The sequence below is a fragment of the Bradyrhizobium sp. USDA 326 genome, assembly GCF_049739485.1.
Classification (GTDB): Bacteria; Pseudomonadota; Alphaproteobacteria; order Rhizobiales; family Xanthobacteraceae; genus Bradyrhizobium.
This window is the reverse complement of record NZ_JBMGQA010000001.1, coordinates 4,710,037-4,734,359: the sequence shown is the minus strand read 5'-3', so window position 1 is coordinate 4,734,359 and position 24,323 is coordinate 4,710,037. Positions and strand designations below refer to the sequence as shown.

The following is a 24,323-nucleotide window of genomic DNA, read 5'->3' as shown; positions in this document are numbered from 1 at the left end:
CTAGCCTGCGGAGATTCGGGCGACGCTCTTCCCCGGCCGCCACAGCACGATGCCCGCCGCGACGAGATCGAGAACGACGCACAGCGCGAACGCCGTGCTGTAATTGCCCGTAAAGCTCCGCACGAGACCGATGATGCCGGGACCGAAGGCGCTGACGATGCCGCTGATCGATGTGCCCAACCCCATCGCGGCGGCGAAGGCGGTCGAGCCGATCTCGCGCTGGATGATCAAGGGCGGAAACGTGATCATGTTGCCGATCGAGAAGCCGTAGACGGCGCAGCACGCCAGCAGCACCGTCGGACTCGTGCTTTGGAGAAGCACGAACAGCGCCGCCGCCTGACTCGTCATCGACGCCGCGCAGGCGAGCCGCGGATCGAGCCGGTCGACGAACAGGCCAAGCGACAGGCGCCCGACCACAGCCATCGCCGCCATGATGGTGACCGCGAGCCCCGCCGCGGAGCGGCCAACCAGCGGCTCGAGAAACGTCACCTGGTGGATGATGAAGCCCATCTGCGCCAGCAGCGCCATCGCGATCGGCAGCACCATGGTCCAGAACGCCGCGTTGGCGAGCAGCGCCTTGCGGGAATGGCCTGGCGCGGCCGCGCCGCCAGCGGTCCGGCCTCCGTCCGATGCCGGTGACATCCGGACTGGCCAGCCGATGAAGGTCACGACCACCGGCAACAGCAGCACCATCATCGCGAGCGTCGCCATCAGCATGGCGGAACGGAAGCCAATGCTACCGGTCAGCAACAGCAGCAGCGGGACGAGGATGATGCCGCCGCAGGTCGCGCCGTTGAAGGCAAGGCTGAGCGCGAGCCCGCGACGTCGCTCAAACCAGGAATTCAGCACGGTCGCGATCACCACGGTCCCCATGCCGGTCCAGCCGACCGACATCAGCGCATAGGCGAGATAGAGCTGCCAAGGCGTCTGCATCAACGCCAGCAGCACGGTCGAAGCGCCGAGCGCCGTCAAGCCGCACAGGATCAGCGAGCGCAGCCCGATGCGCTCGAGCAGATCGTCGGTGAAGATGACGAGGACGGAGCTCAGGAGAAACGAGAAGGTACTGGCCGCGGAGACCAGCGTGCCGGACCAGCCGTGGGCGCGCTGAAGCTCGGCGAGATAGACGCTCTGGCCGTAGAGACCGAAGCCAAACATGAAGAAGGCCATCAGGAAGCAGGCCAGCACGACACGCCAGCCACGATAATGCAGCGAGGATTCGTCGATACCGGTTGTGGCAATCATCAATCGGGCGGGTCGGCCATGGAACGGCGCGAGATCATGCACCACAACCAGGGGTTATTCAAATGAAACATTGTAGCTAATTGTTGCGACGCGTGACGGTGTCGGGTAACCTGCATCAAAATTGCGGGACGTCGGCGTCGAAAAGGTTGAGCGGCGCATTTGCACGCCTACCAGATATAGGCTGATGCTTCCCAAGAGCGGCAAGCGCCGCGGCGCGCGATACCGCTGCATGACCATCGCCGGCGGCCCCCGGGGTCTTTACCGCCGACATCAAGGATTTCATGCGTGTGGACACGCGTGTTCACGACAAAGCATCGTGAAATCTTCGCGCGCCGCGTCTAGTCTTGTCCCATGCGATACGTCTTTCTGATCCTGACCATCCTCGCCGCCGTCCCTGCCTCGGCGCAGCCCGCCGCTCCGGTCGAGCTGCGCGTGCTCGCGATCAACGATTTCCACGGCAATCTGCGGCCGCCGCCGGGCGGCATCCGCATCAATGACCCCGAAGACGAGAGCAAGAAGGTGATGGTGGCGGCCGGCGGCGCCGAGTACATGGCGACGCTTGTGAAGCAGCTGCGGGAGGGGCGCAAGAACACCATCTTCGTCGCCGCCGGCGATTTGATCGGTGCGAGCCCGTTCCTGTCGGCGATGTTCCACGACGAGCCCTCGATCGAGTCGCTCTCGATGATGGGCCTTGCGATCAGCTCGGTCGGCAATCACGAATTCGACGAGGGCAAAACCGAGCTCTTGCGAATGCAGAACGGCGGCTGTCATCCCGTCGACGGCTGCCAGGGCCCGCATCCCTTCACGGGCGCCAAATTCCGCTATCTCGCGGCCTCCACCATCGAGACCGCGACCGGCAAGAGCGTGCTGCCGCCCTACGAGATCCGGGAATTCGACGGCGTTCCCGTCGCCTTCATCGGGCTGACCTTGAGGGAGACCGCCGGCATCGTCTCGCCAGCGGGCATTGCCGGGCTCGAATTCCGCGACGAGGCCGAGACGGTGAACGCGCTGGTGCCGCAGCTGAAAGCGCGCAGCGTCGAAGCGATCGTGGTGTTGATCCACCAGGGCGGCGAGCCCGCCGGCGACTACAACGAATGCCCTGCCATCACGGGGCCGATCGTCGATATCGTCAAGAAATTCGACCGTGCCGTCGACGTCGTGGTCAGCGGCCACACCCACCGCGCGTACGTCTGCGATATCGACGGGCGGCTCGTCACCAGCGGCGACAAATACGGCACGCTGGTCACCGCGATCGACCTCAAGCTCGATCCCGCAACGCGCGACATCATCAGTGCCAAGGCCGAGAATGTGATCGTCGCCAATGCCTCGCTGGCCAAGGATCCCGAGCAGACCGCATTGATCGACGCCTACGACAGGCTATCTGCGCCGATCGCCAACCGGCCGGCCGGCTCGGTGACGCAGACGCTGTCGCGCGTGCCGAACGAGGCCGGCGAGAGCGCGCTGGGCAATGTCATTGCCGACGCGCAATTGCTCGCAACCCGCGATGCGAAGGATGGCAGCGCTGTCATCGCGCTCACCAATCCCGGCGGCATCCGCACCGACATCGTTCCGAAGGAGAACGGCGCGATCACGTTCGGCGATGTCTTTGCAAGCCAGCCGTTCCGCAACCGGCTGGTCACGATAACGCTGACGGGCAGCCAGCTCAAGGACATGCTCGAGCAGCAATGGCTGGACCCGAAGCGGCCGCGGATTCTCCAGGTGTCGAACGGGTTCAGCTATACTTGGGATGCTTCAAAGCCGTTCGGCGAGCGCGTCAGCCTCGAGAGGATGACGCTGGGCGGCAGGCCGATCGAGCCTGGAAGCGGCTATCGCGTCACGCTCAACGATTACCTCGCCGTCGGCGGAGACGGGTTTACCGTCGCCAAACAGGGCACGGCGCCACAATACGGCGGCTACGACGCGGACGCGTTGTTCGCCTTCTTCCGGGCACACGGGCCGGTCGGTCCGCTGCCGCCGACCCGCATCCTGCGCGTGAATTGATCCGGATCAAACAGCCGGCACTTTGCCATTCCCGGCCAAGCGCTTAGATTGGTTTTGCATTGCGTTTTGGCGCTGGATGCGCCAACGACGTCAAAAGTCCGCATCCCATGAGGCCGACCTGATGAGCACGCTTCTCCTTTCCCACAAGGCCTGCCTCGACCATGTCACGCCGCCGGGACACCCTGAGAGGCCGGATCGTCTGCGCGCGGTGGAAGAAGCCCTGTCGCATGAGCGTTTCCAGTTCCTGGTGCGCGAGGAGGCGCCGGAGGGCGATCTCGACCTCGTCACGCTCTGCCACAACGAGCATTACGTCACCGAGCTGCGCCACATCGCTCCGACCAGCGGGCAGATCTATATCGACGGCGACACCTCGATGTCACCGGGCACGTGGGAAGCGGTGATGCGCGGCGTCGGCGGCGCGGTTGCGGCGACCGAGGCGGTGATGGCGGGCGAGCACCGCAACGCCTTCGTTGCGGTCCGCCCGCCCGGCCATCACGCCGAGATCGGCAAGCCGATGGGCTTCTGCTTCTTCGACAATGTCGCGATCGCAGCGCGCCACGCGCAGCGTAAATATGGCATCAAGCGCGCGGCCATCGTCGATTTCGACGTGCATCACGGCAACGGCACGCAGGACATCTTCTGGTCGGACCCGACCGTGATGTACTGCTCGACGCACCAGATGCCGCTATTTCCAGGCACCGGCGCCAGAAGCGAGCGCGGCGATCACGACACCATCGTCAACGCGCCTCTCGCTTCCGAAGACGGCGGGCCGGAATTCCGCTCCGCGTTCGAGAATTTGATCCTGCCGCAGCTGACGACATTCGGCCCCGAGCTCCTGATCATCTCCGCCGGCTTCGACGCGCATTACCGCGATCCGCTGGCTTCACTGAACTTGCGCGCAGAGGACTATGCCTGGGTGACGCGCAAGCTGATGGATCTCGCCGACAAGGCCGCCGGCGGCCGCATTGTTTCCGTGCTCGAGGGCGGCTATGACCTGCAAGGACTGAAAGAATCTGTGACGGCCCATGTTGGCGCCCTGATGGGCGCCTGATGGAGCCCGCCACATTAAGCCCGCAAAACCCGCCTTCACTGGGAAGCCAGCGAATCGGGCAATCGGAAACGGATATGGCCGAAAATACTCAAGTCGACATCTCCAGGCTCACCTTCGAGCGCGCGATCGAGGAACTCGAAACGATCGTGAAGCGGCTCGAAGACGGCAAGGTCCCGCTCGAGGAATCCGTGACGATCTATGAACGCGGCGAGGCCCTGAAGCGGCGCTGCGAGGAGTTGCTGCGCCAGGCCGAGGCGCGCGTCGACAAGATCACCACCGATGCCAGCGGCCAGGCCATCGGCACTGCCCCGCTCGACGTCCAGTAAGTGAAGCCGGGAACTATCCTGCTTGGCCCCTGACGACACACCGGCTCGCACCGCTTTCGTGATCGCACGGGGCTGTTCCACCAAGCACTGCGGTTTCGTGGGGGCGGGCCGATGCCATTCCCGTCCCAGCATCCGCCGAGGGCCAAAAAGCCGTCATTCAGGCGAAAAAAGCCTGCCGCGGAACCGAGCAAGACCGGAACTCCTCCTCCCTGGCCAGGGTTAACCAATCCGGCCCGCCAGTTGCACTTGCATACCCCTCATCGGTCCGCCGGGTTGGCTTTGGCCCAAGCTTTGGTGTAAAGCTGCGCGGAGTGTGGCTTTTTGCAAGCCTTGCGTGGGCACCGATTGCCGACGACAAGTGCTTCAAACTGCTAATGAAATTGGCTGGGACGGACGAAGCCGATCTAAGTGACAGGGATCACAGAGACTGAACCGGAGCGCACCTAAGCTTACCTAAGCTTGAAGACGGGGCCTTGCCCCATGCAGGTGGCTCCGACGGTTTGAGGACTCGCGCTGCGCCGATATTGTGCAAACCCATCGCGCGCCGGAATGACCTTCCGGCGCTGACAAATTGGAAATCGCCGTGAACGCATACAGTAAGACGCCGCTTCTCGACACCATCCGGACGCCGGAAGACCTGCGCAAGCTCAAGGTCGAGCAGGTTCGCCAGGTCGCCGACGAGCTGCGGCAGGAGACCATCGATGCCGTTTCGGTGACCGGCGGTCATTTCGGCGCGGGCCTCGGCGTGGTCGAGCTCACCACCGCGATCCACTACGTATTCGACACGCCGCGCGACCGGCTGATCTGGGACGTCGGCCACCAGGCCTATCCGCACAAGATCCTCACCGGCCGGCGCGACCGCATCCGCACGCTTCGCACCGGCGGCGGCCTGTCCGGCTTCACCAAGCGCAGCGAGAGCGATTACGATCCGTTCGGGGCGGCGCATTCCTCAACCTCGATCTCCGCCGGCCTCGGCATGGCCGTGGCGCGCGACCTCTCCGGCGGCACCAACAACGTTATCGCCGTTATCGGTGACGGCGCGATGTCGGCTGGCATGGCCTATGAGGCCATGAACAATGCGGGTGCGATGAACTCGCGCCTGATCGTCATCCTCAACGACAACGACATGTCGATCGCGCCGCCGGTCGGCGCCATGAGCGCCTATCTGTCGCGCCTCTACTCCGGCAAAACCTATCGCACGCTGCGCGATGCGGCCAAGCAGATCAACAAGCGTCTTCCCAAGATCCTCGCCAACCGCGCCAACCGCGTCGAGGAATATTCCCGCGGCTTCATGATGGATGGCGGCACGCTGTTCGAGGAGCTCGGCTTCTACTATGTCGGCCCGATCGACGGCCACAACCTCGACCATCTTCTGCCGGTGCTCAAGAACGTCCGCGACATGGAAGAAGGCCCCATCCTGGTCCACGTCGTGACGCAGAAGGGCAAGGGCTATGGCCCGGCGGAAGCTTCCGCCGACAAGTACCACGCCGTCGTCAAGTTCGACGTCGCGACCGGCACCCAGGCCAAGGCCAAGCCGAATGCGCCGGCCTACCAGAACGTGTTCGGCCAGAGCCTTGTCAAGGAAGCGCAGAAGGACGACAAGATCGTCGCCATCACCGCGGCGATGCCGTCGGGCACCGGCGTCGACATCTTCAACAAGGCCTTCCCCGACCGCACCTTCGACGTCGGCATCGCCGAGCAGCACGCGGTGACCTTTGCCGCCGGTCTTGCGACCGAAGGCTACAAGCCGTTCTGCGCGATCTACTCGACCTTCCTGCAACGCGGCTACGACCAGATCGTGCATGACGTCGCGATCCAGAGCCTGCCCGTCCGCTTCGCCATCGACCGCGCCGGCCTCGTCGGCGCCGACGGCGCGACCCATGCCGGCTCGTTCGACAACGCCTATCTCGGCTGCCTGCCCAACATGGTGATCATGGCGGCGGCGGATGAGGCCGAACTCGTGCACATGGTGGCGACCCAGGTCGCGATCGACGACCGTCCGAGCTCGCTGCGCTACCCGCGTGGCGAAGGCCGCGGCGTCGAGATGCCCGATGTCGGCGTTCCGCTCGAGATCGGCAAGGGCCGCGTGATCCGCCAGGGCAGCAAGATCGCCCTGCTCTCCTTCGGCACGCGTCTCGCCGAATGCGAGAAGGCCGCCGACGAGCTTGCCGCCCACGGGCTGTCGACCACGATCGCGGATGCGCGATTCATGAAGCCGCTGGATACCGAGCTGGTACTCAAGCTCGCGCGCGACCATGAGATCCTGATCACGATCGAAGAAGGCTCGATCGGTGGCTTCGGCTCGCATGTCGCGCAGTACCTGACCGATCAGGGCGCGCTCGACACCGGCATGCTCAAGTTCCGCGCGATGGTGCTGCCCGACGTGTTCCAGGACCACGACACGCCCGCCGCGATGTACGCCCGCGCCGGTCTCGATGCCAAGGGCATCGTCGCGAAGGTGTTCGAGGCGCTCGGCAAGGACGTCAAGGCCGAGACGGTCAAGCTGGCTTGATTGCCGTAGGGGCGCTGAACCCCACCTCTCCCGTAGGGAGATGTCGGATCGCGCAGGCGATCCGGGTGAGCGGTTGAGGTCCCGCGTGAGAGCGTAACCCCTCACCCGCGCCTTCGGCGCGACCTCTCCCTTCGGGAGAGGTCTTGCACCGCCGATATCGTGGCAACTCGATGCGTCCTCGGTCGGTAGTCCCATGAAAATCTACCTGGCAGGCCCTGACGTGTTCCTGCCGGACGCGGTCGAGATCGGCCGGCAGAAGGTCGCGATCTGCGCGGCGCACGGGCTCACCGGCCTCTATCCCCTCGACAATGAGATCGACCTTTCCGCGCCCGACGTTTCACGCCAGATCTTTTGCGGCAACGAGGCGATGATGGAGGCGGCCGACGCCATCATTGCCAATCTCACGCCGTTCCGGGGCGCCGGCGCCGATCCCGGTACCGTCTACGAGCTCGGCTACATGGCCGGGCGCCACAAATTCTGCCTCGCCTATTCCAACGACGGCGCCGTCTATTCCGACCGCGTCGGCCGCTTCATGGCCGTGACGTCCGAGGACGGACAGCTGATCGATGCACAGGGGCTGATAGTCGAGGACTTTGGCCTCGTCGACAACCTCATGATGATCCATGCGCTGGAGCTGCACGGCTGTCCGCTGGTAACACCGGCCACGATGCCGATCGACGTCTGGCACGATCTCGCCGCGTTCGAGACTTGCGTCCGGATGGCGGCCGCGCGATTGATCGCTACATAAGCTCTTCAGTCGTCGTTCGGAGATCCGATGTCCCCTCCCCGCAAGCGCGCGGATGTCCTGCTGGTCGAGCGCGGCTTGTTCGAGAGCCGGGCGCGGGCACGCGCGGCCATCGAAGCCGGGCTCGTCACGGCCGACGACAAGCAGGTTTCAAAGCCATCGGAGACGATCGCCGAGGATGCGGTGATCCAGGCCGAGCCTGCGCATCCCTACGTCTCCCGCGGCGGCGTCAAGCTCGCCGGCGCGCTGGAGCGCTATCCAATCGAAATCGAGGACCACGTCTGCCTCGACGTCGGCGCCTCCACAGGAGGCTTCACCGAGGTGCTGCTGGCGAACGGTGCGAGCCTGGTGTTCGCGATCGATGTCGGCAGCAGCCAGTTGCACGGCTCGCTGCGCGATCATCCCAGGATCGTGTCGATGGAGGAGACCGACATTCGCAGCTATGAGGGCAAGCGACTGCCGGCGCGGCCCGATGTCGTCGTGATCGACGTCAGCTTCATTTCGCTGAAGGCGGTGCTGCCGGTGGCGCTGTCGCTGGCGGCCGCGCCGATGAGCCTGCTGGCGCTGATCAAGCCGCAATTCGAGGCGGATCGGAAGCACAACAAGAAGGGGATCATCCGCGACACCGCCGTTCACCGGGAGATCTGCGACGACATCGCAGCCTTTGCCGCGTCGCTCGGCTGCACCGACATCGAGATATTCCCCTCGCCGATCACGGGCGGCGACGGCAATATCGAATTCTTCCTCGGGGCCCGCCGTGGTTGAGCGCCTCAAGATCGACCATGTCGGCCATCGCGGTGACGGCGTCTGCCACGACGCCGGCGAAGCAATCTATGTGCCCTATACGCTCGGCGGCGAGACCGTTGAGGTCGATCACGTCCCGGGCCATCATCCCGACCGCCGCAAGCTGCTCGCGGTTGAGGTCGCAAGTCCCGAACGCGTCGAGCCATTCTGTCCGCATTTCGGCGTCTGTGGCGGCTGCGCCATCCAGCATTGGGCGGCTGAATCGTATCGCGCCTGGAAACGCAATATCGTGGTGGAAACGCTGGCGCAGGCCGGCATTGATTGCGAGGTGGCGCCGCTGGTCGACGCCCACGGTGCCGGTCGCAGGCGCATCACGCTGCACGGCCGGTTTGGCACGCATGACATCCTCAAGGTCGGCTTCTCGGCTGCGAGCTCACACGACGTCATCCCGATCCATCGCTGCCCGATCCTCGATCCCGCGCTCGAGGGGGCGCTCGACGCTGCCTGGGCGCTGGCCGAGCCGCTGACGTCGAAGATGCCGGTGACCAAGCCATTGGACATCCAGGTCACCGCCACCGCAAACGGCCTCGATATCGACGTGCGCGGCTCCGGCCCGCTGCCGACACCGCTGGTCACGGCGCTGTCCCGCGTCGCCGAGCAACACCGCCTGGCGCGGCTGACGCGGCATGGCGAGCTGGTGCTGCAACGCCTGCCGCCGACGGTGAAGATGGGTCGCGCCGAGGTGACGCTGCCGCCCGGCTCGTTCCTGCAGGCGACGGTGGCGGGCGAAGAAGCGCTCGCCAAATTGGTCGCCGAGCGCATCGGCAAGGCCAAGGAGGTCGCCGATCTCTTCTGCGGTGTCGGCCCGTTCGCCCTGCGGCTTGCCGAGAAGGCCCGCATCACGGCCTATGACAGCGACGCCGGCGCCGTCGCGGCTCTTGCGAAGGCTGCGCGCACACCGGGCCTGAAGCCGATCAGGTGCGAGCCGCGCGATCTGTTCCGCCGCCCCCTGGTGCCGCCGGAGCTGCGCGACTTCGACGCGGTGGTGTTCGACCCGCCGCGCCAGGGCGCGCAGGCTCAGGCGCTCAAGCTCGCCGCGAGCAAGGTACCCGTCGTGATCGCGGTGTCCTGCAACGCCGCGACCTTCGCCCGCGACGCGCGGCTGCTGATCGACGGCGGCTATCGGCTGGAGGCGGTGGTGCCGGTCGATCAGTTCCGCCACACGCCGCATGTGGAGCTGGTGGCGCGGTTCGCGCGATAGGCTGCGAACTCCCAATCGAGCGGGCAATCTTGACACCAGTCAAGCGCTCTGCCGTTCGCTGACGCTAGTCTAAAAGCGTCCTGTGCAATTGAACGCGGAGCGGACGTTCGTGATTGACCGACGACAATTCATAGCGACTGCGCTCGGGCTTTCCGCGACGGCCGTCGCGGGCCCTTCTGCCGCAGCCGCGGCGAAAACCTATGACGAAGCGGTAAAGTCGTCACGGGCTCCGCTGCAAGCTGCGCCGAGGGATCGCGAGCTCGTGCGCTTTGCCACTCTCGCGGCCAACAGCCACAACACCCAACCGTGGATCTTCTCGGTTCGCGGCAATGTCATCGCGATCGCGCCTGACCTCACGCGCCGCTGTCCGGCCGTCGATCCGGACGATCATCATCTCTTCGTCAGCCTCGGCTGTGCCGCCGAAAACCTCATCCTCGCCGCGTCCACGCTGGGTTGGCACGCCGATGCGGCCGTCGACGGCGATCGCATCGTGATCACGCTCGAGGAAGGCCCGCAGGACACATCGGCATTGGCGGCCGCGATTCCGCTCAGGCAATGCACCCGCGCTGCGTTCGACGGCAGGCCGGCCGCACCGGAGACATTGCGTCGGCTCGAGGATGCCTGTCGCGAACCGAACGTCGCTGCGATCCTGATGACCGAACGCGCCGCGATCGCTGGGGTCACCGACTACGTACTCGAAGGCAATTCGGCGCAAATGCACGACAAGGCCTTCATGCGCGAGCTCGTCAGCTGGATTCGCTTCAACGAGGCGGAGGCAGTCGCGACCATGGATGGATTGTTCTCGCCAGCGTCTGGAAACCCCTCGCTGCCCTCATGGGTGGCGCGGCCGCTTCTGAAACTCTTCTTCACCGAGGGCGGCGAGAACAAGAAATACCGTGAAGAGCTCGAGAGCTCTGCGGGCGTCGTCGTGCTCGCTGCCGATCGCAGCGACAAGTCGCACTGGATCGCGGTCGGCCGCGCCTGCCAGCGTTTCGGTTTGCAGGCGACCGCGCTGGGGCTCAAATATTCCTTCATCAACCAGCCGGTCGAGGTAGCGGCGCTGCGGCAGCAATTCGGGGCCTCACTCGGCCTCGGCGAACGGCGTCCCGATATCGTGATGCGCTTCGGAACCGGTCCAGATCTGCCGAGATCGCTGCGGCGTCCGCCGGAGCTGGTGATGCAGTCCTAACGCTGAAGACCGCCCAGCACAGGCGACTCGCCGGGCAGCATCGACGAGTTGATGTCGCTGTCCATGCGGCCCGATTGCTGCTGGGTATAGCCGACCCCGAACGACAGGCTGAGGTTGGAGGTCGGCTTGAATTCGACACCCGCAAACCCGCCAAAGCCGGGCGCAGTGCTGGAGGTGAGCGGCGCAAGCGAGCTGCCGATACCGTTGCCGTACTTCAACGTGTTGAATCCGGCGAAGAACGTGACGGGCATGCCACCCGCGGTCTTGACGTTATAGCCGAACTGCGTGCTGTCATAAGAGAGCGCGCTGAACTTGCCGACCGAGCCCGCCTGACTGAAGCCGCTCAAACCAAGATTGCCGTGCTGGCTGCCGACGAAGAATCCGTTCGCAGAGCTGTTGCGCCAATCAGCATCGCCGGCATTGAAGCTCGCGAAGTTGCCGTAGGTGTCGGAGCTCTGGCCGGCACCACCACCGAGGCCGAAAGGTCCGCCGGGAATCCAATATCTCAGCGGCGAGACCTGCGCATGAACCGGCTCTCCGCCGAGGCAGAGCAGTGCGAGAGCTGCAAGAGCACATGAAAGTGCAGGTTTGAACATTCAGATTACCGTCAACAATCCCTGCAAATTATACTCCTCGAACATCATCAATGCCAGTGGAGCGACGGCGCCGGGTGTCACGGCTGCAGGCCTCCCGAGGGAACTGCAGCTGATGCCGCACGATCCGTTGCTCGCCCGCCTGACATCCGTTCTTGCCGAGGTACCGGGCGTTCAGGCCGTCGTGCTCGGCGGCTCACGCGCGCGGGGCAGCGCGCATCCCTCGTCCGACTACGACATCGGCCTGTATTGCTCTGGTGCAGGCGCGCTCGATACGGATCGGCTCCTGACCGCCGCGAAGGACATCGCCGACGATCCCGGCGCTGCGACCGTAACGAGATATGGCGAATGGGGGCCATGGATCGTCGGCGGCGCATGGCTGTCGGTCGAGAGACAAAAGGTCGATCTGCTCTACCGTCACGCCGACGATGTCGAGCGAGTCATGATGGACTGCCGAAACGGTACGGTCCTCATGGCCTACCAGCCCGGCCATCCACACGGCTTCTGCTCGGCAATCTGGATGGGCGAGATCGCATATTGTCAGCCTCTGCACGATCCGAAAGGCCTGATCGCGCGGCTCAAGACAATCGCGCTCCCCTATCCGGAGGATCTGGGCCGCGCCTTGTTGCGGCGCTTTCAATGGGAAATCCTGTTCAGCATCGACAATGCGGAACTGGCGACAGCTCGCAACGAGCGGACCCACGTCGCGGGCTGCGTCTACAGAGCACTCTCGTGCATCGCGCAGGTGCTGTTTGCACTCAACCGTCGATATCTCATCAACGAAAAGGGCGCACTCATCGAGGCGGCCGGCTTGCCCCTCACGATTCCCCATCTGGTGGAACAGTCCGACGAAATCTGGCGGCTGATCGGAGATGGCGGTTTGGCGCAGGCCTGCGCGGTCCTGCGGCAGGTCAATTGCCAATTGAAGGCGGTGATGCGATCCGGCGGGACGCCGCTGTGAACGGCTATACCGTCTTGTCGACGGACGACGACGAATCCGCCGGGGGATATTTCGTCACCGGCACCACGAATGATTTCGTGCCGACCTGGTAGATGACCTTCCCGTTCTTGCCGTCGTCGGTCGCGATCTGCGTCTGTCCGAACATGATGACGTTCTTGTAGACGATGCCGGTGCCCTGGCGGGTGATGCCGTCGGTGGTGACGCTGACCTGGGCTTCCTTGCCGTTGACGGAGAGCACCTTGAAGCTCGCGCTCTTGCCGTTGTCGCTGGAATAGCCGCCCCAGCTTCCCATGAGGCGGCTGTCGGAGGCCGGCGGCGCCTGCTTCTCGAGATTCGCGGTCTGCTTGCCAGCGCCGCCCACTGAGAACAGCAGCACCATACTCTTCCCGTCCTTGGTGCCGACCGTGACTCCGCCAAAGGTGATGAGCGTGCCCTTGACCTCGCCAAAGCCGCGCTCGGTGCGACCGTTATGCGTGTACTCGACCTGCGCCCGGGCACCGCGGATGTTCACGACCTTGAAACCGACGGGCTGGTTGTTGCCCACCCAATTGCCCTTCCAGTCACCAACCAGAGCACTCTGGCGATACATCCGCTCGTTCGCGGGCGAAATCTGGTTAGTGCTCGAGGTGACGATGGCCATGGTTTGCTCAAAGGCAGGTTGGACAACCCGCTTTCGTTCGTTCCAGCAATGTCGGGATGCTGACTGGAAACAGAAGGAAACAGTCTGATTAGGGCCCTGCACCAGTTAACGAGCAGTTAACACAACTGCTGGTTGGGATGGGCAAAAGGTCTCGGCGGAGGCGTTAACGTCCCCAGCGGTCGGACCAGATCTTCTCGCCAATCAGGCAGTTGACGCGCGGTTCCTTGTCGGCAACGCGCATCACGAAGCGCTCCGGCGTGCGGCCGGCGACTTCCATCAGCAGCTTGGTGCGGATCGCTTCCTTGAACTTGTCGCGGTCCTTGATCGTGATGACGAAGGAGCCGGGACCTCCGATGACGCAGTCCTCATAGTATAAATCGAGATTGTCGATATCCATGGTCGAGTAGGACGGCTCCTTGACCATGATCGGCAGGCCATTGATGACGATGCCCTTCTCCAGGGCGGCATCGCGCGCGATCGTGACCGGACCGCCATTGTTGTTGGGACCGTCGCCGGAAATGTCGATGACGCGGCGCAAGCCCCGATAGGGATCCTCGTCGAACAGCGGCATCGCGAACGCGATTGCACCGGAGATCGAGGTCCGCGAGGCGCGCCGGATCGGCGTTTTCATGATCTCGGCGGCGACCGCGTCCGCCGTCTCCGGTCCGTCGACCAGGCGCCAGGGGATGATGATCTTCTGGTCGCTGGAGGCAGCCCACTCGAAATAGGTCACCGCGATCCGGCCATTGGGGCCCAACTTCAGCGCCTGCAGAAACTCCTTCGACTGGATCGCCTGCGCATAGCCCTCGCGCTGGACCGCGAGTTCGTCAATGTCCATGGAGTAGGACACGTCGACCGCGAGGATCAGCTCGACATCGACCGTCTGCGCGTCCTTGTCGGCGGCAAGCCGCTGCGATTGCGATCGACTCTTCGGCGCTTCGAATTTGGGTCCTGGTGCCGCGATGCCCGCGACGTCCCCTCCGGCAAACATGCCGGCCACCAGCACAGCCCCGATCGAGAACAGCAAACGCATCGCGGTCTCCCGTCGTATGACGCGATGGTGACATGCAATTGCCTTGCCGCAAAGGCCGAAGATCGCTTGCGCTTCACATTCGAGTTAGGCATTTGCGTGCCGGCGCGAAACCGCCGCCGTGTTGCCGCGGCCGCGCCGCAGAAACACGGCCGATCCCGCGCAGCCTGGGGCGCGCGATGCGAGAACCGAAAACAACGAGGCGCGGGACAGAGCGCCCCGCCCACTTGTCCGGCCCGATTTCCATGCTAGGTTGGTCGAACAGATGGGGATGGAGTCCCCCGAGAACCGCCCGGCGGTCGATGACCGTGGTGGGCTGATGACTCCTGCTCGAGGAGAGGCAATCTCAAGGCCTCTGCCTTTGGCGGGAGCATGGACATACCCGCCGATGGCGGGTTTTTTGTTGCCTTGTGACGAAGGCTCGCCGGCAAGCGCCAGGAGAAGACGAAGACGTGACGATGCCGACACCGAATACTGCGCGCACGCCGCTGCCCAGAGGAATCTGGGTGCTCGGATTCGTTTCGATGCTGATGGACATCTCTTCCGAGATGATCCATGCGCTGCTGCCGATCTATCTCGTCACCGTGCTCGGCGCCTCCACGCTCACCGTCGGTTTCATCGAGGGCATTGCGGAGGCCACCGCCTCGATCACCAAGATCTTCTCCGGCGCGCTGTCGGACTGGCTCGGCCGCCGCAAGCTGCTCGCCGCGCTCGGCTATGGGTTGGCCGCCTTCACCAAGCCGCTGTTTCCGCTCGCGCCCAGCGTCGGATGGCTGGTGGCCGCGCGCTTCATCGACCGCGTCGGCAAGGGCATTCGCGGTGCGCCGCGCGATGCGCTGATTGCCGATATCGCCCCGGTCGGCCTGCGCGGCGCGAGCTTTGGCCTGCGGCAGTCGCTCGACACCATCGGCGCCTTCGTCGGGCCGCTCGCGGCGATCGGCCTGATGTGGTGGACGGCGGACAATTTTACGATCGTGTTCTGGGTGGCGGTGCTGCCGGCGTTCTTGTCGTTTGGACTGATCGCCTTCGCCGTGAACGAGCCACAGCCGGACCCGAGCCGGGAGCCTGCGAAGAATCCGCTCAATCTGGCCGCGATGCGACAACTCGGAACGGTGTACTGGCGCGTCGTCGCGGTCGGCATCGTCTTCACGCTCGCGCGCTTCAGTGAGGCCTTCCTGATCCTGCGCGCACAGAACATCGGACTCAACGCGATGTGGGTGCCGGCGGTGCTGGTGCTGATGAACATCGTCTATGCCCTGTCGGCCTATCCGGCCGGCGTGCTGTCGGACCGGATCAACAGGACCGGCCTGCTCGCACTCGGTCTGGTCTTCCTCGCCAGCGCCGACCTCGCGCTGGCGATGCTGCCGAATCTGGCTGGCCTCGCGCTCGGGGTCGCGCTGTGGGGGCTGCATATGGGATTGACGCAAGGACTGCTCTCGGCCCTCGTCGCCGACGCAGCCCCCCCGAGCCTGCGCGGCACCGCATTCGGCTATTTCAACCTGTTCACCGGGCTTGCCTTGCTGGCCGCGAGCGTGATCGCCGGCGCGCTTTGGGACGCATTTGGTCCTGAAGGCACGTTCCTCGCAGGGCTTGGCTTCGCGCTGGTGTCGCTCGTGGGATTGCTCACGGTCGGCAACGGGCTGGCGGCGAAGGACAACCGATGATGGGAGGCGGTTGATCGTGCTGAGCGGAGTGCTTGCGATCGTGATCGGCAGTGCCCTGGGCGGCTGCGCGCGCTATTTTGTCTCCGGCGCGATCGCGCGGCGGCTGGGCGAGACGTTTCCGTGGGGCACCATGACCATCAACGTCTCGGGCGCCTTCCTCATCGGCGTTTTGGGCGCGCTGGCGACCCATCCGGGCTCTGTCTTCGCCTCACCCAATCCCTGGCTGTTCGCGGTGACCGGGTTTCTCGGCTGCTATACCACCGTGTCCTCGTTCAGCCTGCAAACGCTGACACTCGCGCGGAGCGGCGAGCCGCTCTCGGCGCTCGGCAATGTCGCATTCTCGGTCGGGCTGGGCCTCGCTGCCGTCAGGTGCGGCTTCCTCGTCGCCGACAGCTTTGGAGGGTAGAGGCGAATGAACGCTCCGTCCTCCGCCGATCGCTGGCGTAGCGCGATGCTCTACGCCTGGGTTGCCGCTGGCAGCATCGTCGGCGGTCTGACGCGCTATCTGGTCGGAATCGCGCTCGACACCGGGCCGGGCTTTCCTGTCGCGACGCTGTTCATCAATGCGACGGGCTCCCTGATCATCGGCTTCTACGCGACGCTGACCGGCCCCGACGGCCGCGTGCTGGCGCTGCCCGAGCACCGGCAATTCGTCATGACCGGGTTTTGCGGCGGCTACACCACCTTCTCGGCCTTCAGCCTGGAGACCTTCCGCCTGCTCCACGGCGGCATGAAGTACACGGCGCTCGCCTATGTCGCGGCGTCCGTCATCTGCTGGCTGGTATCGGTATGGGCAGGGCATATGATGGCGAGCCGCTACAATCGGCTGACAAGGAGCTGAACATGCAAATCCCCAATCAGGCAGTTTCGCTCCGGATCTTCATCGGCGAGAGCGACCATTTCAACGGCAAGCCGCTCTATGAAGCGATCGTGATGACGGCGCGCGAGCGACACCTGGCCGGCGCCACGGTGTTGCGCGGACCGATGGGCTTCGGCAAGTCGAGCCGGCTGCACACCTCGAAGATCCTGCGGCTGTCGGAAGACCTGCCGCTGCTGATCGAGATCGTCGACAGCGAGGACAACATCAATGCATTCCTGCCCATCCTCGATGGCATGATGTCGAGCGGGCTGATCACCTTGGAGAAGGTGCAGGTCCTGCAATATGGTGCGAAGGCCACGAGCTGATCACTCGGGCAGGGAACCCAAAGCCCGCCGTGTCCAGGAGGCGGAATGAACGACACTGTCACCAAGCCGAAAACCCGGACCAGGACCAAGGTCGAGCGGCCGAAGCTGCACAAGGTCATCCTGATCAACGACGACTACACGCCGCGCGAGTTCGTCACCCTGGTGCTGAAGGCCGAATTCCGCATGACCGAGGATCAGGCTTACAAGGTGATGATCACCGCTCACAAGCTGGGCGCCTGCGTGGTGGCCGTGTTCACCAGGGACGTCGCTGAGACCAAGGCCACGCGCGCCACCGACGCCGGCCGCGCCAAGGGCTACCCGCTGCTGTTCACGACGGAGCCGGAGGAATAGCGGTTCGGCCGGCCTGCACGTGCGCTTCTTCGGCGAGCCCGTACACGCGTTGCGCCTTGGAAAATCCCGCAATCGGGAATTCGCCGATATTCTGCCAATCGTGTTGGCAGACATTGGCGAAAGCTTCCGAGGCGACGACGGTGCGCGCCAGGCGGCCCGTGATCTTCTCCAGCCGCGCGGCGAGGTTGACGGCCGGGCCGATGCAGGTGAAGTCGAGCCGGTTGCCGCCGCCGATATTGCCGTAGAGGATGTTGCCGACATGCAGCGCGACGCCGAAGCGGAAGCGCTCGACGGCCTCGCCGACCGGAAACGCCAGCGCCTCGACGCTGGCACGGGATTCGCGCGCCGCCTCCAGCACGTGCGCGCAGACATGAGCGGCATCGCCGACATATTCGTCGATCGGGAACACCGCGAGCAGGCCGTCACCCATGAACTTCAGCACCTCGCCGCCATGGCCTCGGATCGCCGTGACCTGGCAGTCGAAATAGTGATTGAGGATCTGGACCACCGTCTCGGGCGGCAGCCGGTCCGACAGCGCGGTGAAGCCGCGCAGGTCCGACAGCCAGATCGCGGCCTGCATGGTGTCGTTGTGGCCACGGCGGATCTGGCCGCCGAGGATGCGCGCGCCGGCACGATTGCCGACATAGGTATCGAGCAGCATCTCGGCGGTGCGGCGCAGACTGATGATCTCGCTGATGCGCGCGAGCGGCGTCACGAGGGAACGAATCGCCGCGATGTCGTCGTCGCTGAAGCCGCCGGGCTGCTGCGTGATCCAGCTCGTCGCGTGGATGGAGCCGTCGAGAAACGGCACCGGCACCGCGACATAGTCGGTCGCGCCCTCGGCTCGCATGTCGTCGAGGAACGGAAACCGCTTGCTGTCGGGATCGCTTGCGCGTCCCCTCACCTCGATGCCCTGCTCGAACACGACTCGGAGCGGACTGCGGGCAAATTCGGGCGTGTCCAGGATCTCGAAATCGACGCTGCCGATTTCGACTCCCTCGCCCTGCCGCCAGATGAAGTTGCGGCCGAAAACTTCGGGATGCAGCGTACGGATGAAGATGCCGAACCGCCACAGCGGCAGGCCGGCCGCGACCAGACGTTCGCAGAAATCGGCAATCCCTACGGCCGGCTCTTGAGCCGCCCAAACGCCGTCGATCAGCCAGTTGCAGATGTGCTGAAGCTCAGAGCTGTTCATGGCCGCATTTGCGGACGAAGTCGATGGCCCGTCAAGCTGCGCGGTGGGCTAGTACCGCGACATCAACGCCCGACCTGCCCGCGGTCGCGCAGGAAGTGATCCGCCAGCACGCAAGCCATCATGGCCTCCCCGACCGGGACGGCACGGATGCCGACGCAGGGGTCATGGCGGCCCTTGGTGAAGATCTCGGTCTCGGCGCCTTGCCGATCAACGGTGAGACGCGGCTGCAGGATCGACGAGGTCGGCTTCACCGCGAAGCGAACCACCACTGGCTGTCCGGTGGAGATGCCGCCCAGCACACCGCCGGCATGGTTGGACAGGAAGCGCGTGCCGTCATTGCCGGTGCGCATCTCGTCCGCGTTCTCCTCGCCGGTGAGCTCTGCCGCGCCAAAGCCGGCACCGATCTCGACGCCCTTCACCGCGTTGATGCTCATCATCGCGGCCGCGAGATCGGAGTCGAGCTTGGCGTAGATCGGCGCGCCTAGCCCCGCCGGCACGCCTTCGGCGACGACCTCGATCACCGCGCCGATGGAGGATCCGCTCTTGCGGATGCCGTCGAGATAGGTCTCGAAGAATGCGGCCTTGTCCTTGTCGGGACAGAAGAACGGATTCCTGGCGACCTCGTCCCAGTCCCACTTGCCGCGATCGATCTTGTACGGGCCGATCTGCACCAGCGCGCCGCGCACCTTCACGTCGGGCAGGACTTTTCGCGCGATCGCGCCGGCGGCAACGCGCATCGCGGTCTCGCGTGCGGAGGAGCGACCGCCGCCGCGATAGTCGCGCAGGCCGTATTTGGCTTCATACGTGAAGTCGGCATGGCCCGGACGAAACTTGTCTTTGATCTCGGAATAGTCCTTGGAGCGCTGGTCGGTGTTCTCGATCAGGAGCCCGATCGGCGTGCCCGTCGTCACCTGCGCGCCGGTTTCCGGATGCGCCATCACGCCGGACAGGATTTTCACCTGATCCGCCTCCTGGCGCTGGGTGGTGAAGCGCGACTGTCCGGGCCGGCGGCGGTCGAGGTCCTTCTGGATGTCGGCCTCGGTGAGCGGGATCATGGGCGGACAGCCGTCGACCACGCAGCCGATCGCCACCCCGTGGCTCTCGCCGAAGGTGGTGACGCGGAACATGTGGCCGAAGGTGTTGAAGGACATGCCGAACTGCCGCCTAGCGTTGACGTTTTACATAAACGTTGTTTGTCAACGTTCGTAGCCCTGAGGGGCATGGCGTTCAACCCCGTTCCCGTCATTCCGGGGCGCCCGGAGGGCGAACCCGGAATGACGAAGAACTCAGGCCTAGCTAAACTTCTCCAGCCGCCCGTCGCGGAACATGTAGACGGCGCCCTGCTCGATAAAGAGTTCGGCTGCGCTGGCAGGGGTCTCGATGCCTAGGGCCACCATCAGTGCCCTGCAGGTGCCACCATGGGCAACCGCGACGGTGTCGACCAGGAGCGACTCGTACCAGTCCAGCATGCGCAGCTGCACCGCCGCGTAGGTCTCGCCACCTGCGGGCGCGACCGTCCATTTGTCGGCGAGACGCCTCGCATAGACGTCGGGATCGGAAGCCTCGCTCTCGGCAAGCGTCAGACCTTCCCAGGTGCCGTAGCCGATCTCGCGCAGGCGATCGTCGAGCGAATAGTCCGAAAGAGGCAATTCGAGCTTGGCGCGCGCGAGTTCCATGGTTTGGCGCGCGCGGCCGAGCGGGCTCGATACGTAAGGCAGCGCCGCCTTGTCCTTGCTCTCACGCTTGAACAGATCGGCCAGAACGCCGGCAGCGTGCACGGCCTGACCGCGGCCGCGGGCGTTCAGCGGGACGTCCTTGGTGCCCTGGAGCCGGCCGAGCGCGTTCCATTCGGTCTCGCCATGGCGCAGGAAGTAGATCGTGGGCACGGCCATTCCAGATTCGAGGCTAGTCCTTCCCACCCAGCGAGATGTCCGGCGCGTCGGGCCGCTTCATGCCGAGCACGTGATAGCCGGAATCGACATGATGCACCTCGCCGGTGACGCCGCGCGAGAGGTCGGAGAGGAAATACAGCGCGCTGTTGCCGACGTCCTCGGTGGAGACGTTGCGCCGCATCGGCGCGTTGTATTCGTTCCACTTCAGTATATAGCGGAAGTCGCCGATGCCGGACGCGGCGAGCGTCTTGATCGGACCTGCCGAGATGGCGTTGACGCGGATGTTCTTCTCGCCGAGATCGGCGGCGAGATAGCGCACGCTGGCCTCCAGCGCCGCCTTCGCCACGCCCATGACGTTGTAGTGCGGCATCCACTTCTCGGCGCCGTAATAGCTGAGCGTGATCAGCGAGCCGCCATCCGTCATCAGCTTCTCGGCGCGCTGCGCCACGGCCGTGAAAGAGTAACAGGAGATCAGCATCGACTTCGAGAAATTCTCCTGCGTGGTGTCGACGTAGCGGCCGTCGAGCTGCTCGCCATAGGCGATCGCGTGCACCAGAAAGTCGATCTTGCCCCACTTCTCCTTCAGCACGGCAAAGGCGGCGTCGATGGTCGCGGCATCCGTCACGTCGCAATGGCCGAGCACGAGCCCACCGATCTCGGCGGCAAGCGGCTCGACGCGCTTCTTCAGCGCATCGCCCTGATAGGTGAAGGCGAGCTCAGCACCGGCCGCGTGGCATGCCTTGGCGATGCCCCAGGCGATCGAGCGGTTGTTGGCGACGCCGAGGATCACCCCGCGCTTGCCTTGCATCAGACCTGAATTCTGCGCCATTTTGACCGTCCCGTCGAACTCTCGTTGAGGTCTGGAGGTACACCAGCCCTCCCCTGCGGTACAGCCCTAATACGCGGCGTTAACGCTGTTTCGAGTGCCGGAATAGCCGTTCCGCTCGGGTGTTATGATCGCTATAGGCGCTCGCGCCGAACGTTGGGACTTCAAGATCACAATGAACGCGTTTCGGCAGAGTGTGGAAGTCATGATCCCGGCGCTGCGCCGCTACGCCCGCGGGCTCACGCGCGATGCCGATGCGGCCGACGATCTGGTGCAGGATACATTGGTGCGCGCGCTGCGTTCGGAACGCCTGTTTCTCGGAGGCGATGTCAGGAGCTGGCTCTATACGATCCTGACCAACCTCAACAAGAACCGGCGACGCTCACTGGCAAGGCGGCCGCAATTCATGCCGCTGACAGAGAACAACCCGGATGCCAGCGGGACAGAGGCCGAAGGACGTGACATCGAGCGGGCACTGGCCACCCTCGTCGAGGAACAGCGTTCGGTGCTGCTCCTGGTGATGCTGGAAGGCATGAGCTATCGCGAGGTCGCCGACATCCAGGGCGTGCCGATCGGCACCGTGATGTCGCGCCTGGCACGCGCAAGGGCCCACGTGAAAGCCTCGCTGGAAGGTGAGCGCCCGGCGCTCAGGCGGGTGAAATGAGGACAGCGTGATGCATCTCACATCGTGCGCCCGCAACCTGCCGAGGGCGCGAGCGAAGTTGAGCCACAAACGATTTTTTGGGCCGCAGAGCCAGAGACGACCGATATGAACGACCGCAACATTCCAATCACCGAAGACGAGCTGCACGCCTATGTCGACGGCGAGCTGCCGGCCGAACGTCGCGCCGACGTCGAGGCCTGGCTCGCCGCCCGCCCTGACGATGCCGAGCGGGTTCAATCCTGGCGGACCATGGCCGAGATGCTGCACGCCCGCTACGATTCCGTCGCACAGGAGCCGGTGCCGGCGCGGCTTGAGCTGGAGCGGCTGGAACGCCGCCCGCGGCAATGGCTCTATGGCGCCGCCGCGGCGGCGTTGGTGGCCTTCGTCGCCGGCGGCACGGCCGGCTGGGTGGCACATGGCGCTGCCAATGCGCCCTCCACGTTCCAGAGCCTTACGGCGGACGCGCTCGATGCCCACCGCCTCTATGTCGTCGAGGTCCGCCATCCCGTCGAAGTCGGCGGCAACGAGCGTGACCATCTTCAGGCCTGGCTGACCCGGCGCTGCGGCTGGACGGTGTTCGCTCCGAACCTGGAGGCGAGCGGTCTGAAGCTCGTCGGCGGCCGGCTTCTGCCCGGGCCGAACGGTCCGGCGTCGTTCCTGATGTATGAGGGCGCTTCGGGTGAGCGGTACACGATCTACGCTACCAGGACCGACAATGGTGCGACGCAGATGCGCTACGCCAGAACGGACAAGGACGGAGCGCTGTTCTGGGCCGAACGAGGCGTCGGCTACGTCGTCAGCGGCGGCGGTGATCGCGAGCGGCTGACCAAGGTGGCGCAGGCCGTGTACGACCAGGCAGAGAAAAACGGCACCTGACAGCAGCGCGATGGCCGAAGCCACGCCTTGGGCGTGCTTCTTGGGCGTGCTTCGAGACGCATGCCTCGATTCCGACATTGAAAATTTGGAATCAAGACATCGGCGCGTCTCATTATCGCACCGGATGGTCACGCGAAAATGAGCAGCGTTCGATCCGCCGATCGACGCGGGCGGCCTCGATTGGGGCTTTTGGTACCGCGCTGGTCCCCCTCTCGAGGCCGCACCTTATTCTCGGCTGCCCGCCGGACAGCCGACACGTCTTGAAGTCAGCATCGGCGTGCGATGCGCTTCAGGCGCAAGTTGAGCATCATCCTTTCGAGAAGAGAATGCTCTGATCGTCGAGGTGGCCTCGGATAGCGCCCTAGCCGAGCCCGCTCCGCGGATTGTAGGGGTGGTGGTCCCGCCACTTCTCCATCAATGCTTCGAGCTCGGCGTCGTTCCCGTCCGGTAGCATAATCCTGATGGTGACGAAGAGATCTCCGGTCCCACCAGCTTTCGACAAGCCCTTGCCCTTGAGGCGGAAGGTCCGGCCGCTGGAGGTGTTCTTCGGAACCGAAAGCTCCACGGCATTGCCCAGGGTGGGCACGCGCACCTTACCGCCGAGCACCGCCTCATACAGCGTCACCGGCAGGTCGATCCTGAGGTCGGCGCCCTCGACCTTGAAGAACGGGTGCGGCGCGATGTTGATGGTGATCAGGAGATCGCCGGGCGGATGGCCCTGCGCGCTCTCGCCCTGCCCCCGGAGCCGAATCTGCTGGCCCTCGGTGACGCCGGCCGGAATCTTGACGTTGAGCTCCTTGCCCGTCGGCAGACGGACGCGCTTCTCGCCACCCTTGGCCGACTCTTCCAGCGAGACGGACATGGCGACATTCACATCGAGATCGAGCCCAATGCCGCCGGTATCGAATTCGAACTGGGCGCCGCCGCCGGCTCCAGGCCGGGCACCGCGCACCCCGCCGCCGAACATGCTGTTGAGGATATCCTCGAACGCGCCGCCGCCCGGGCCACCACCCGCACCGCCGCTCCGGAACGTATAGCTTTCGAACCCGCCGGGACCCGCGCGGCCGCGCGGCCCCCCGCCGCCAGGAAAACCCTGGAAGCGCGGCTTGCCCTCGGCATCAATCTCGCCGCGGTCAAACTGCTTGCGCTTGTCCTCGTCGCCGAGGATCTCGTTGGCCGAGTTGATCTCGGCGAAGCGCTCGGCAGCCTTCGGATCACCCTTGTTGCTGTCCGGATGGTGCTTCTTGGCCAGCTTGCGATAGGCGCTCTTGATCGCGGCAGCGCTGGCGCCCCGCGGCACCCCCAAGACCTCATAGGGGTCGCGCATTCGTCACGTCTCCTTCAAGAAATCGAATTGTTCAAAGGGCTCCCCGCC

General features: G+C 64.8%; 25 protein-coding genes and 1 riboswitch. Of the genes, 16 read left to right on the top strand and 9 right to left on the bottom strand.

Features of this window, described 5'->3' with window-relative positions; all coding sequences use genetic code 11:
- Complete coding sequence (locus tag ABIG06_RS22310; protein ID WP_370140885.1) at positions 1–1,242, bottom strand: MFS transporter; 1,242 nt, start codon at positions 1,240–1,242, stop codon at positions 1–3.
- A gap of 351 nt (positions 1,243–1,593) precedes the next feature.
- Between ABIG06_RS22310 and ABIG06_RS22305 the strand changes: the two genes are divergently transcribed.
- The 8 genes from ABIG06_RS22305 (at position 1,594) to ABIG06_RS22270 (ending at position 11,071) form a co-directional block, all read left to right on the top strand.
- Positions 1,594–3,243, top strand: a complete 1,650-nt coding sequence (locus ABIG06_RS22305; RefSeq protein WP_370138644.1) for a bifunctional metallophosphatase/5'-nucleotidase — start codon at positions 1,594–1,596, stop codon at positions 3,241–3,243.
- 121 nt (positions 3,244–3,364) lie between these two features.
- The gene (locus ABIG06_RS22300; protein WP_370138643.1) at positions 3,365–4,294 is read left to right on the top strand and encodes a histone deacetylase family protein; all 930 of its coding nucleotides are present in this window, start codon (positions 3,365–3,367) and stop codon (positions 4,292–4,294) included.
- A gap of 74 nt (positions 4,295–4,368) precedes the next feature.
- Complete coding sequence (locus ABIG06_RS22295; RefSeq protein ID WP_370138642.1) at positions 4,369–4,620, top strand: exodeoxyribonuclease VII small subunit; 252 nt, start codon at positions 4,369–4,371, stop codon at positions 4,618–4,620.
- Between the two features lie 583 nt (positions 4,621–5,203).
- Positions 5,204–7,132: a 1-deoxy-D-xylulose-5-phosphate synthase gene (dxs, locus tag ABIG06_RS22290; RefSeq protein WP_194389076.1), complete on the top strand. Its 1,929-nt coding sequence runs from the start codon at positions 5,204–5,206 to the stop codon at positions 7,130–7,132.
- Between the two features lie 193 nt (positions 7,133–7,325).
- Positions 7,326–7,880 carry a nucleoside 2-deoxyribosyltransferase gene (locus ABIG06_RS22285; protein ID WP_124159662.1) on the top strand — a complete coding sequence of 185 codons (555 nt, stop codon included), beginning with the start codon at positions 7,326–7,328 and terminating at the stop codon, positions 7,878–7,880.
- A gap of 27 nt (positions 7,881–7,907) precedes the next feature.
- Complete coding sequence (locus tag ABIG06_RS22280) at positions 7,908–8,642, top strand: TlyA family RNA methyltransferase (RefSeq protein ID WP_370138641.1); 735 nt, start codon at positions 7,908–7,910, stop codon at positions 8,640–8,642.
- A complete protein-coding gene (locus ABIG06_RS22275) occupies positions 8,635–9,882 on the top strand; it encodes a class I SAM-dependent RNA methyltransferase (RefSeq protein WP_370138640.1) in 1,248 nt (415 codons plus the stop codon). Before ABIG06_RS22280 ends, ABIG06_RS22275 begins: the two co-directional genes overlap by 8 nt.
- A 262-nt stretch (positions 9,883–10,144) precedes the next feature.
- On the top strand, positions 10,145–11,071 hold the full coding sequence (locus ABIG06_RS22270) for an Acg family FMN-binding oxidoreductase (protein ID WP_245454469.1): 927 nt from the start codon (positions 10,145–10,147) through the stop codon (positions 11,069–11,071).
- Here ABIG06_RS22270 and ABIG06_RS22265 read toward each other — a convergent pair.
- Positions 11,068–11,667, bottom strand: a complete 600-nt coding sequence (locus ABIG06_RS22265; RefSeq protein ID WP_124159666.1) for a hypothetical protein — start codon at positions 11,665–11,667, stop codon at positions 11,068–11,070. The two genes, ABIG06_RS22270 and ABIG06_RS22265, sit on opposite strands and share 4 nt — an antisense overlap.
- On the opposite strand from ABIG06_RS22265, the gene ABIG06_RS22260 reads away from it, so the two are divergent.
- Entirely contained in the window at positions 11,660–12,625 is a 966-nt protein-coding gene (locus ABIG06_RS22260; RefSeq protein WP_370138639.1) for a nucleotidyltransferase domain-containing protein, read from the top strand. The two genes, ABIG06_RS22265 and ABIG06_RS22260, sit on opposite strands and share 8 nt — an antisense overlap.
- 4 nt (positions 12,626–12,629) lie before the next feature.
- On the opposite strand, the gene ABIG06_RS22255 is transcribed toward ABIG06_RS22260, so the two are convergent.
- Positions 12,630–13,265, bottom strand: coding sequence for a hypothetical protein (locus ABIG06_RS22255; protein ID WP_199751415.1), 636 nt, complete (start codon positions 13,263–13,265; stop codon positions 12,630–12,632).
- Between the two features lie 163 nt (positions 13,266–13,428).
- On the bottom strand, positions 13,429–14,298 hold the full coding sequence (locus ABIG06_RS22250; protein ID WP_124159668.1) for a DUF1194 domain-containing protein: 870 nt from the start codon (positions 14,296–14,298) through the stop codon (positions 13,429–13,431).
- Between the two features lie 255 nt (positions 14,299–14,553).
- A riboswitch (Fluoride riboswitch) is annotated at positions 14,554–14,631 on the top strand.
- A 122-nt stretch (positions 14,632–14,753) separates the two neighbouring features.
- Between ABIG06_RS22250 and ABIG06_RS22245 the strand changes: the two genes are divergently transcribed.
- From ABIG06_RS22245 to clpS, 5 genes are read left to right on the top strand one after another with little or no spacing between them, the layout of a single operon-like run.
- Positions 14,754–15,959 (top strand): MFS transporter, encoded by a 1,206-nt coding sequence (locus tag ABIG06_RS22245; RefSeq protein ID WP_370138638.1) that lies wholly within the window; start codon positions 14,754–14,756, stop codon positions 15,957–15,959.
- A gap of 16 nt (positions 15,960–15,975) precedes the next feature.
- On the top strand, positions 15,976–16,365 hold the full coding sequence (gene crcB / locus ABIG06_RS22240; protein ID WP_370138637.1) for a fluoride efflux transporter CrcB: 390 nt from the start codon (positions 15,976–15,978) through the stop codon (positions 16,363–16,365).
- 6 nt (positions 16,366–16,371) lie between these two features.
- Positions 16,372–16,800, top strand: coding sequence for a fluoride efflux transporter CrcB (crcB, locus tag ABIG06_RS22235; RefSeq protein WP_124159671.1), 429 nt, complete (start codon positions 16,372–16,374; stop codon positions 16,798–16,800).
- Between the two features lie 2 nt (positions 16,801–16,802).
- A complete protein-coding gene (locus ABIG06_RS22230; RefSeq protein WP_124159672.1) occupies positions 16,803–17,144 on the top strand; it encodes a DUF190 domain-containing protein in 342 nt (113 codons plus the stop codon).
- A gap of 45 nt (positions 17,145–17,189) precedes the next feature.
- Positions 17,190–17,495 carry an ATP-dependent Clp protease adapter ClpS gene (gene clpS, locus ABIG06_RS22225; protein ID WP_124159673.1) on the top strand — a complete coding sequence of 102 codons (306 nt, stop codon included), beginning with the start codon at positions 17,190–17,192 and terminating at the stop codon, positions 17,493–17,495.
- Here the strand turns inward: clpS and ABIG06_RS22220 are convergent.
- From ABIG06_RS22220 to fabI, 4 genes are all read right to left on the bottom strand, one after another.
- On the bottom strand, positions 17,473–18,690 hold the full coding sequence (locus tag ABIG06_RS22220; RefSeq protein ID WP_124159674.1) for an adenylate/guanylate cyclase domain-containing protein: 1,218 nt from the start codon (positions 18,688–18,690) through the stop codon (positions 17,473–17,475). The genes clpS and ABIG06_RS22220 overlap by 23 nt on opposite strands.
- Positions 18,691–18,752: 62 nt before the next feature.
- Positions 18,753–19,841, bottom strand: coding sequence for a chorismate synthase (aroC, locus tag ABIG06_RS22215; RefSeq protein ID WP_124159675.1), 1,089 nt, complete (start codon positions 19,839–19,841; stop codon positions 18,753–18,755).
- A 141-nt stretch (positions 19,842–19,982) separates the two neighbouring features.
- A complete protein-coding gene (locus tag ABIG06_RS22210; RefSeq protein WP_124159676.1) occupies positions 19,983–20,582 on the bottom strand; it encodes a histidine phosphatase family protein in 600 nt (199 codons plus the stop codon).
- Positions 20,583–20,595: 13 nt separating this feature from the next.
- The gene (gene fabI, locus ABIG06_RS22205; protein WP_124159677.1) at positions 20,596–21,411 is read right to left on the bottom strand and encodes an enoyl-ACP reductase FabI; all 816 of its coding nucleotides are present in this window, start codon (positions 21,409–21,411) and stop codon (positions 20,596–20,598) included.
- A 172-nt stretch (positions 21,412–21,583) separates the two neighbouring features.
- Here fabI and ABIG06_RS22200 point away from each other — a divergent pair, with 172 nt between their 5' ends.
- Together ABIG06_RS22200 and ABIG06_RS22195 are read left to right on the top strand one after the other, a co-directional pair.
- On the top strand, positions 21,584–22,072 hold the full coding sequence (locus tag ABIG06_RS22200; RefSeq protein ID WP_124159678.1) for an RNA polymerase sigma factor: 489 nt from the start codon (positions 21,584–21,586) through the stop codon (positions 22,070–22,072).
- Between the two features lie 105 nt (positions 22,073–22,177).
- Positions 22,178–22,948, top strand: coding sequence for an anti-sigma factor family protein (locus ABIG06_RS22195; RefSeq protein WP_370138636.1), 771 nt, complete (start codon positions 22,178–22,180; stop codon positions 22,946–22,948).
- Between the two features lie 361 nt (positions 22,949–23,309).
- Here the strand turns inward: ABIG06_RS22195 and ABIG06_RS22190 are convergent, their stop codons facing one another.
- Complete coding sequence (locus tag ABIG06_RS22190; protein WP_124159680.1) at positions 23,310–24,275, bottom strand: DnaJ C-terminal domain-containing protein; 966 nt, start codon at positions 24,273–24,275, stop codon at positions 23,310–23,312.
- Positions 24,276–24,323: the final 48 nt, after the last annotated feature.

Excerpts from the sequence above, each read along its gene's own strand:
- ABIG06_RS22310 (WP_370140885.1), bottom strand. The coding sequence starts at position 1,242 with ATGATTGCCACAACCGGTATCGACGAATCCTCGCTGCATTATCGTGGC.
- ABIG06_RS22305 (WP_370138644.1), top strand. The coding sequence starts at position 1,594 with ATGCGATACGTCTTTCTGATCCTGACCATCCTCGCCGCCGTCCCTGCC.
- ABIG06_RS22300 (WP_370138643.1), top strand. The coding sequence starts at position 3,365 with ATGAGCACGCTTCTCCTTTCCCACAAGGCCTGCCTCGACCATGTCACG.
- ABIG06_RS22295 (WP_370138642.1), top strand. The coding sequence starts at position 4,369 with ATGGCCGAAAATACTCAAGTCGACATCTCCAGGCTCACCTTCGAGCGC.
- ABIG06_RS22285 (WP_124159662.1), top strand. The coding sequence starts at position 7,326 with ATGAAAATCTACCTGGCAGGCCCTGACGTGTTCCTGCCGGACGCGGTC.
- ABIG06_RS22280 (WP_370138641.1), top strand. The coding sequence starts at position 7,908 with ATGTCCCCTCCCCGCAAGCGCGCGGATGTCCTGCTGGTCGAGCGCGGC.
- ABIG06_RS22265 (WP_124159666.1), bottom strand. The coding sequence starts at position 11,667 with ATGTTCAAACCTGCACTTTCATGTGCTCTTGCAGCTCTCGCACTGCTC.
- ABIG06_RS22255 (WP_199751415.1), bottom strand. The coding sequence starts at position 13,265 with ATGGCCATCGTCACCTCGAGCACTAACCAGATTTCGCCCGCGAACGAG.
- ABIG06_RS22250 (WP_124159668.1), bottom strand. The coding sequence starts at position 14,298 with ATGCGTTTGCTGTTCTCGATCGGGGCTGTGCTGGTGGCCGGCATGTTT.
- ABIG06_RS22245 (WP_370138638.1), top strand. The coding sequence starts at position 14,754 with ATGCCGACACCGAATACTGCGCGCACGCCGCTGCCCAGAGGAATCTGG.
- crcB (WP_124159671.1), top strand. The coding sequence starts at position 16,372 with ATGAACGCTCCGTCCTCCGCCGATCGCTGGCGTAGCGCGATGCTCTAC.
- ABIG06_RS22230 (WP_124159672.1), top strand. The coding sequence starts at position 16,803 with ATGCAAATCCCCAATCAGGCAGTTTCGCTCCGGATCTTCATCGGCGAG.
- clpS (WP_124159673.1), top strand. The coding sequence starts at position 17,190 with ATGAACGACACTGTCACCAAGCCGAAAACCCGGACCAGGACCAAGGTC.
- ABIG06_RS22220 (WP_124159674.1), bottom strand. The coding sequence starts at position 18,690 with ATGAACAGCTCTGAGCTTCAGCACATCTGCAACTGGCTGATCGACGGC.
- aroC (WP_124159675.1), bottom strand. The coding sequence starts at position 19,841 with ATGTCCTTCAACACCTTCGGCCACATGTTCCGCGTCACCACCTTCGGC.
- ABIG06_RS22210 (WP_124159676.1), bottom strand. The coding sequence starts at position 20,582 with ATGGCCGTGCCCACGATCTACTTCCTGCGCCATGGCGAGACCGAATGG.
- fabI (WP_124159677.1), bottom strand. The coding sequence starts at position 21,411 with ATGGCGCAGAATTCAGGTCTGATGCAAGGCAAGCGCGGGGTGATCCTC.
- ABIG06_RS22200 (WP_124159678.1), top strand. The coding sequence starts at position 21,584 with ATGAACGCGTTTCGGCAGAGTGTGGAAGTCATGATCCCGGCGCTGCGC.
- ABIG06_RS22195 (WP_370138636.1), top strand. The coding sequence starts at position 22,178 with ATGAACGACCGCAACATTCCAATCACCGAAGACGAGCTGCACGCCTAT.
- ABIG06_RS22190 (WP_124159680.1), bottom strand. The coding sequence starts at position 24,275 with ATGCGCGACCCCTATGAGGTCTTGGGGGTGCCGCGGGGCGCCAGCGCT.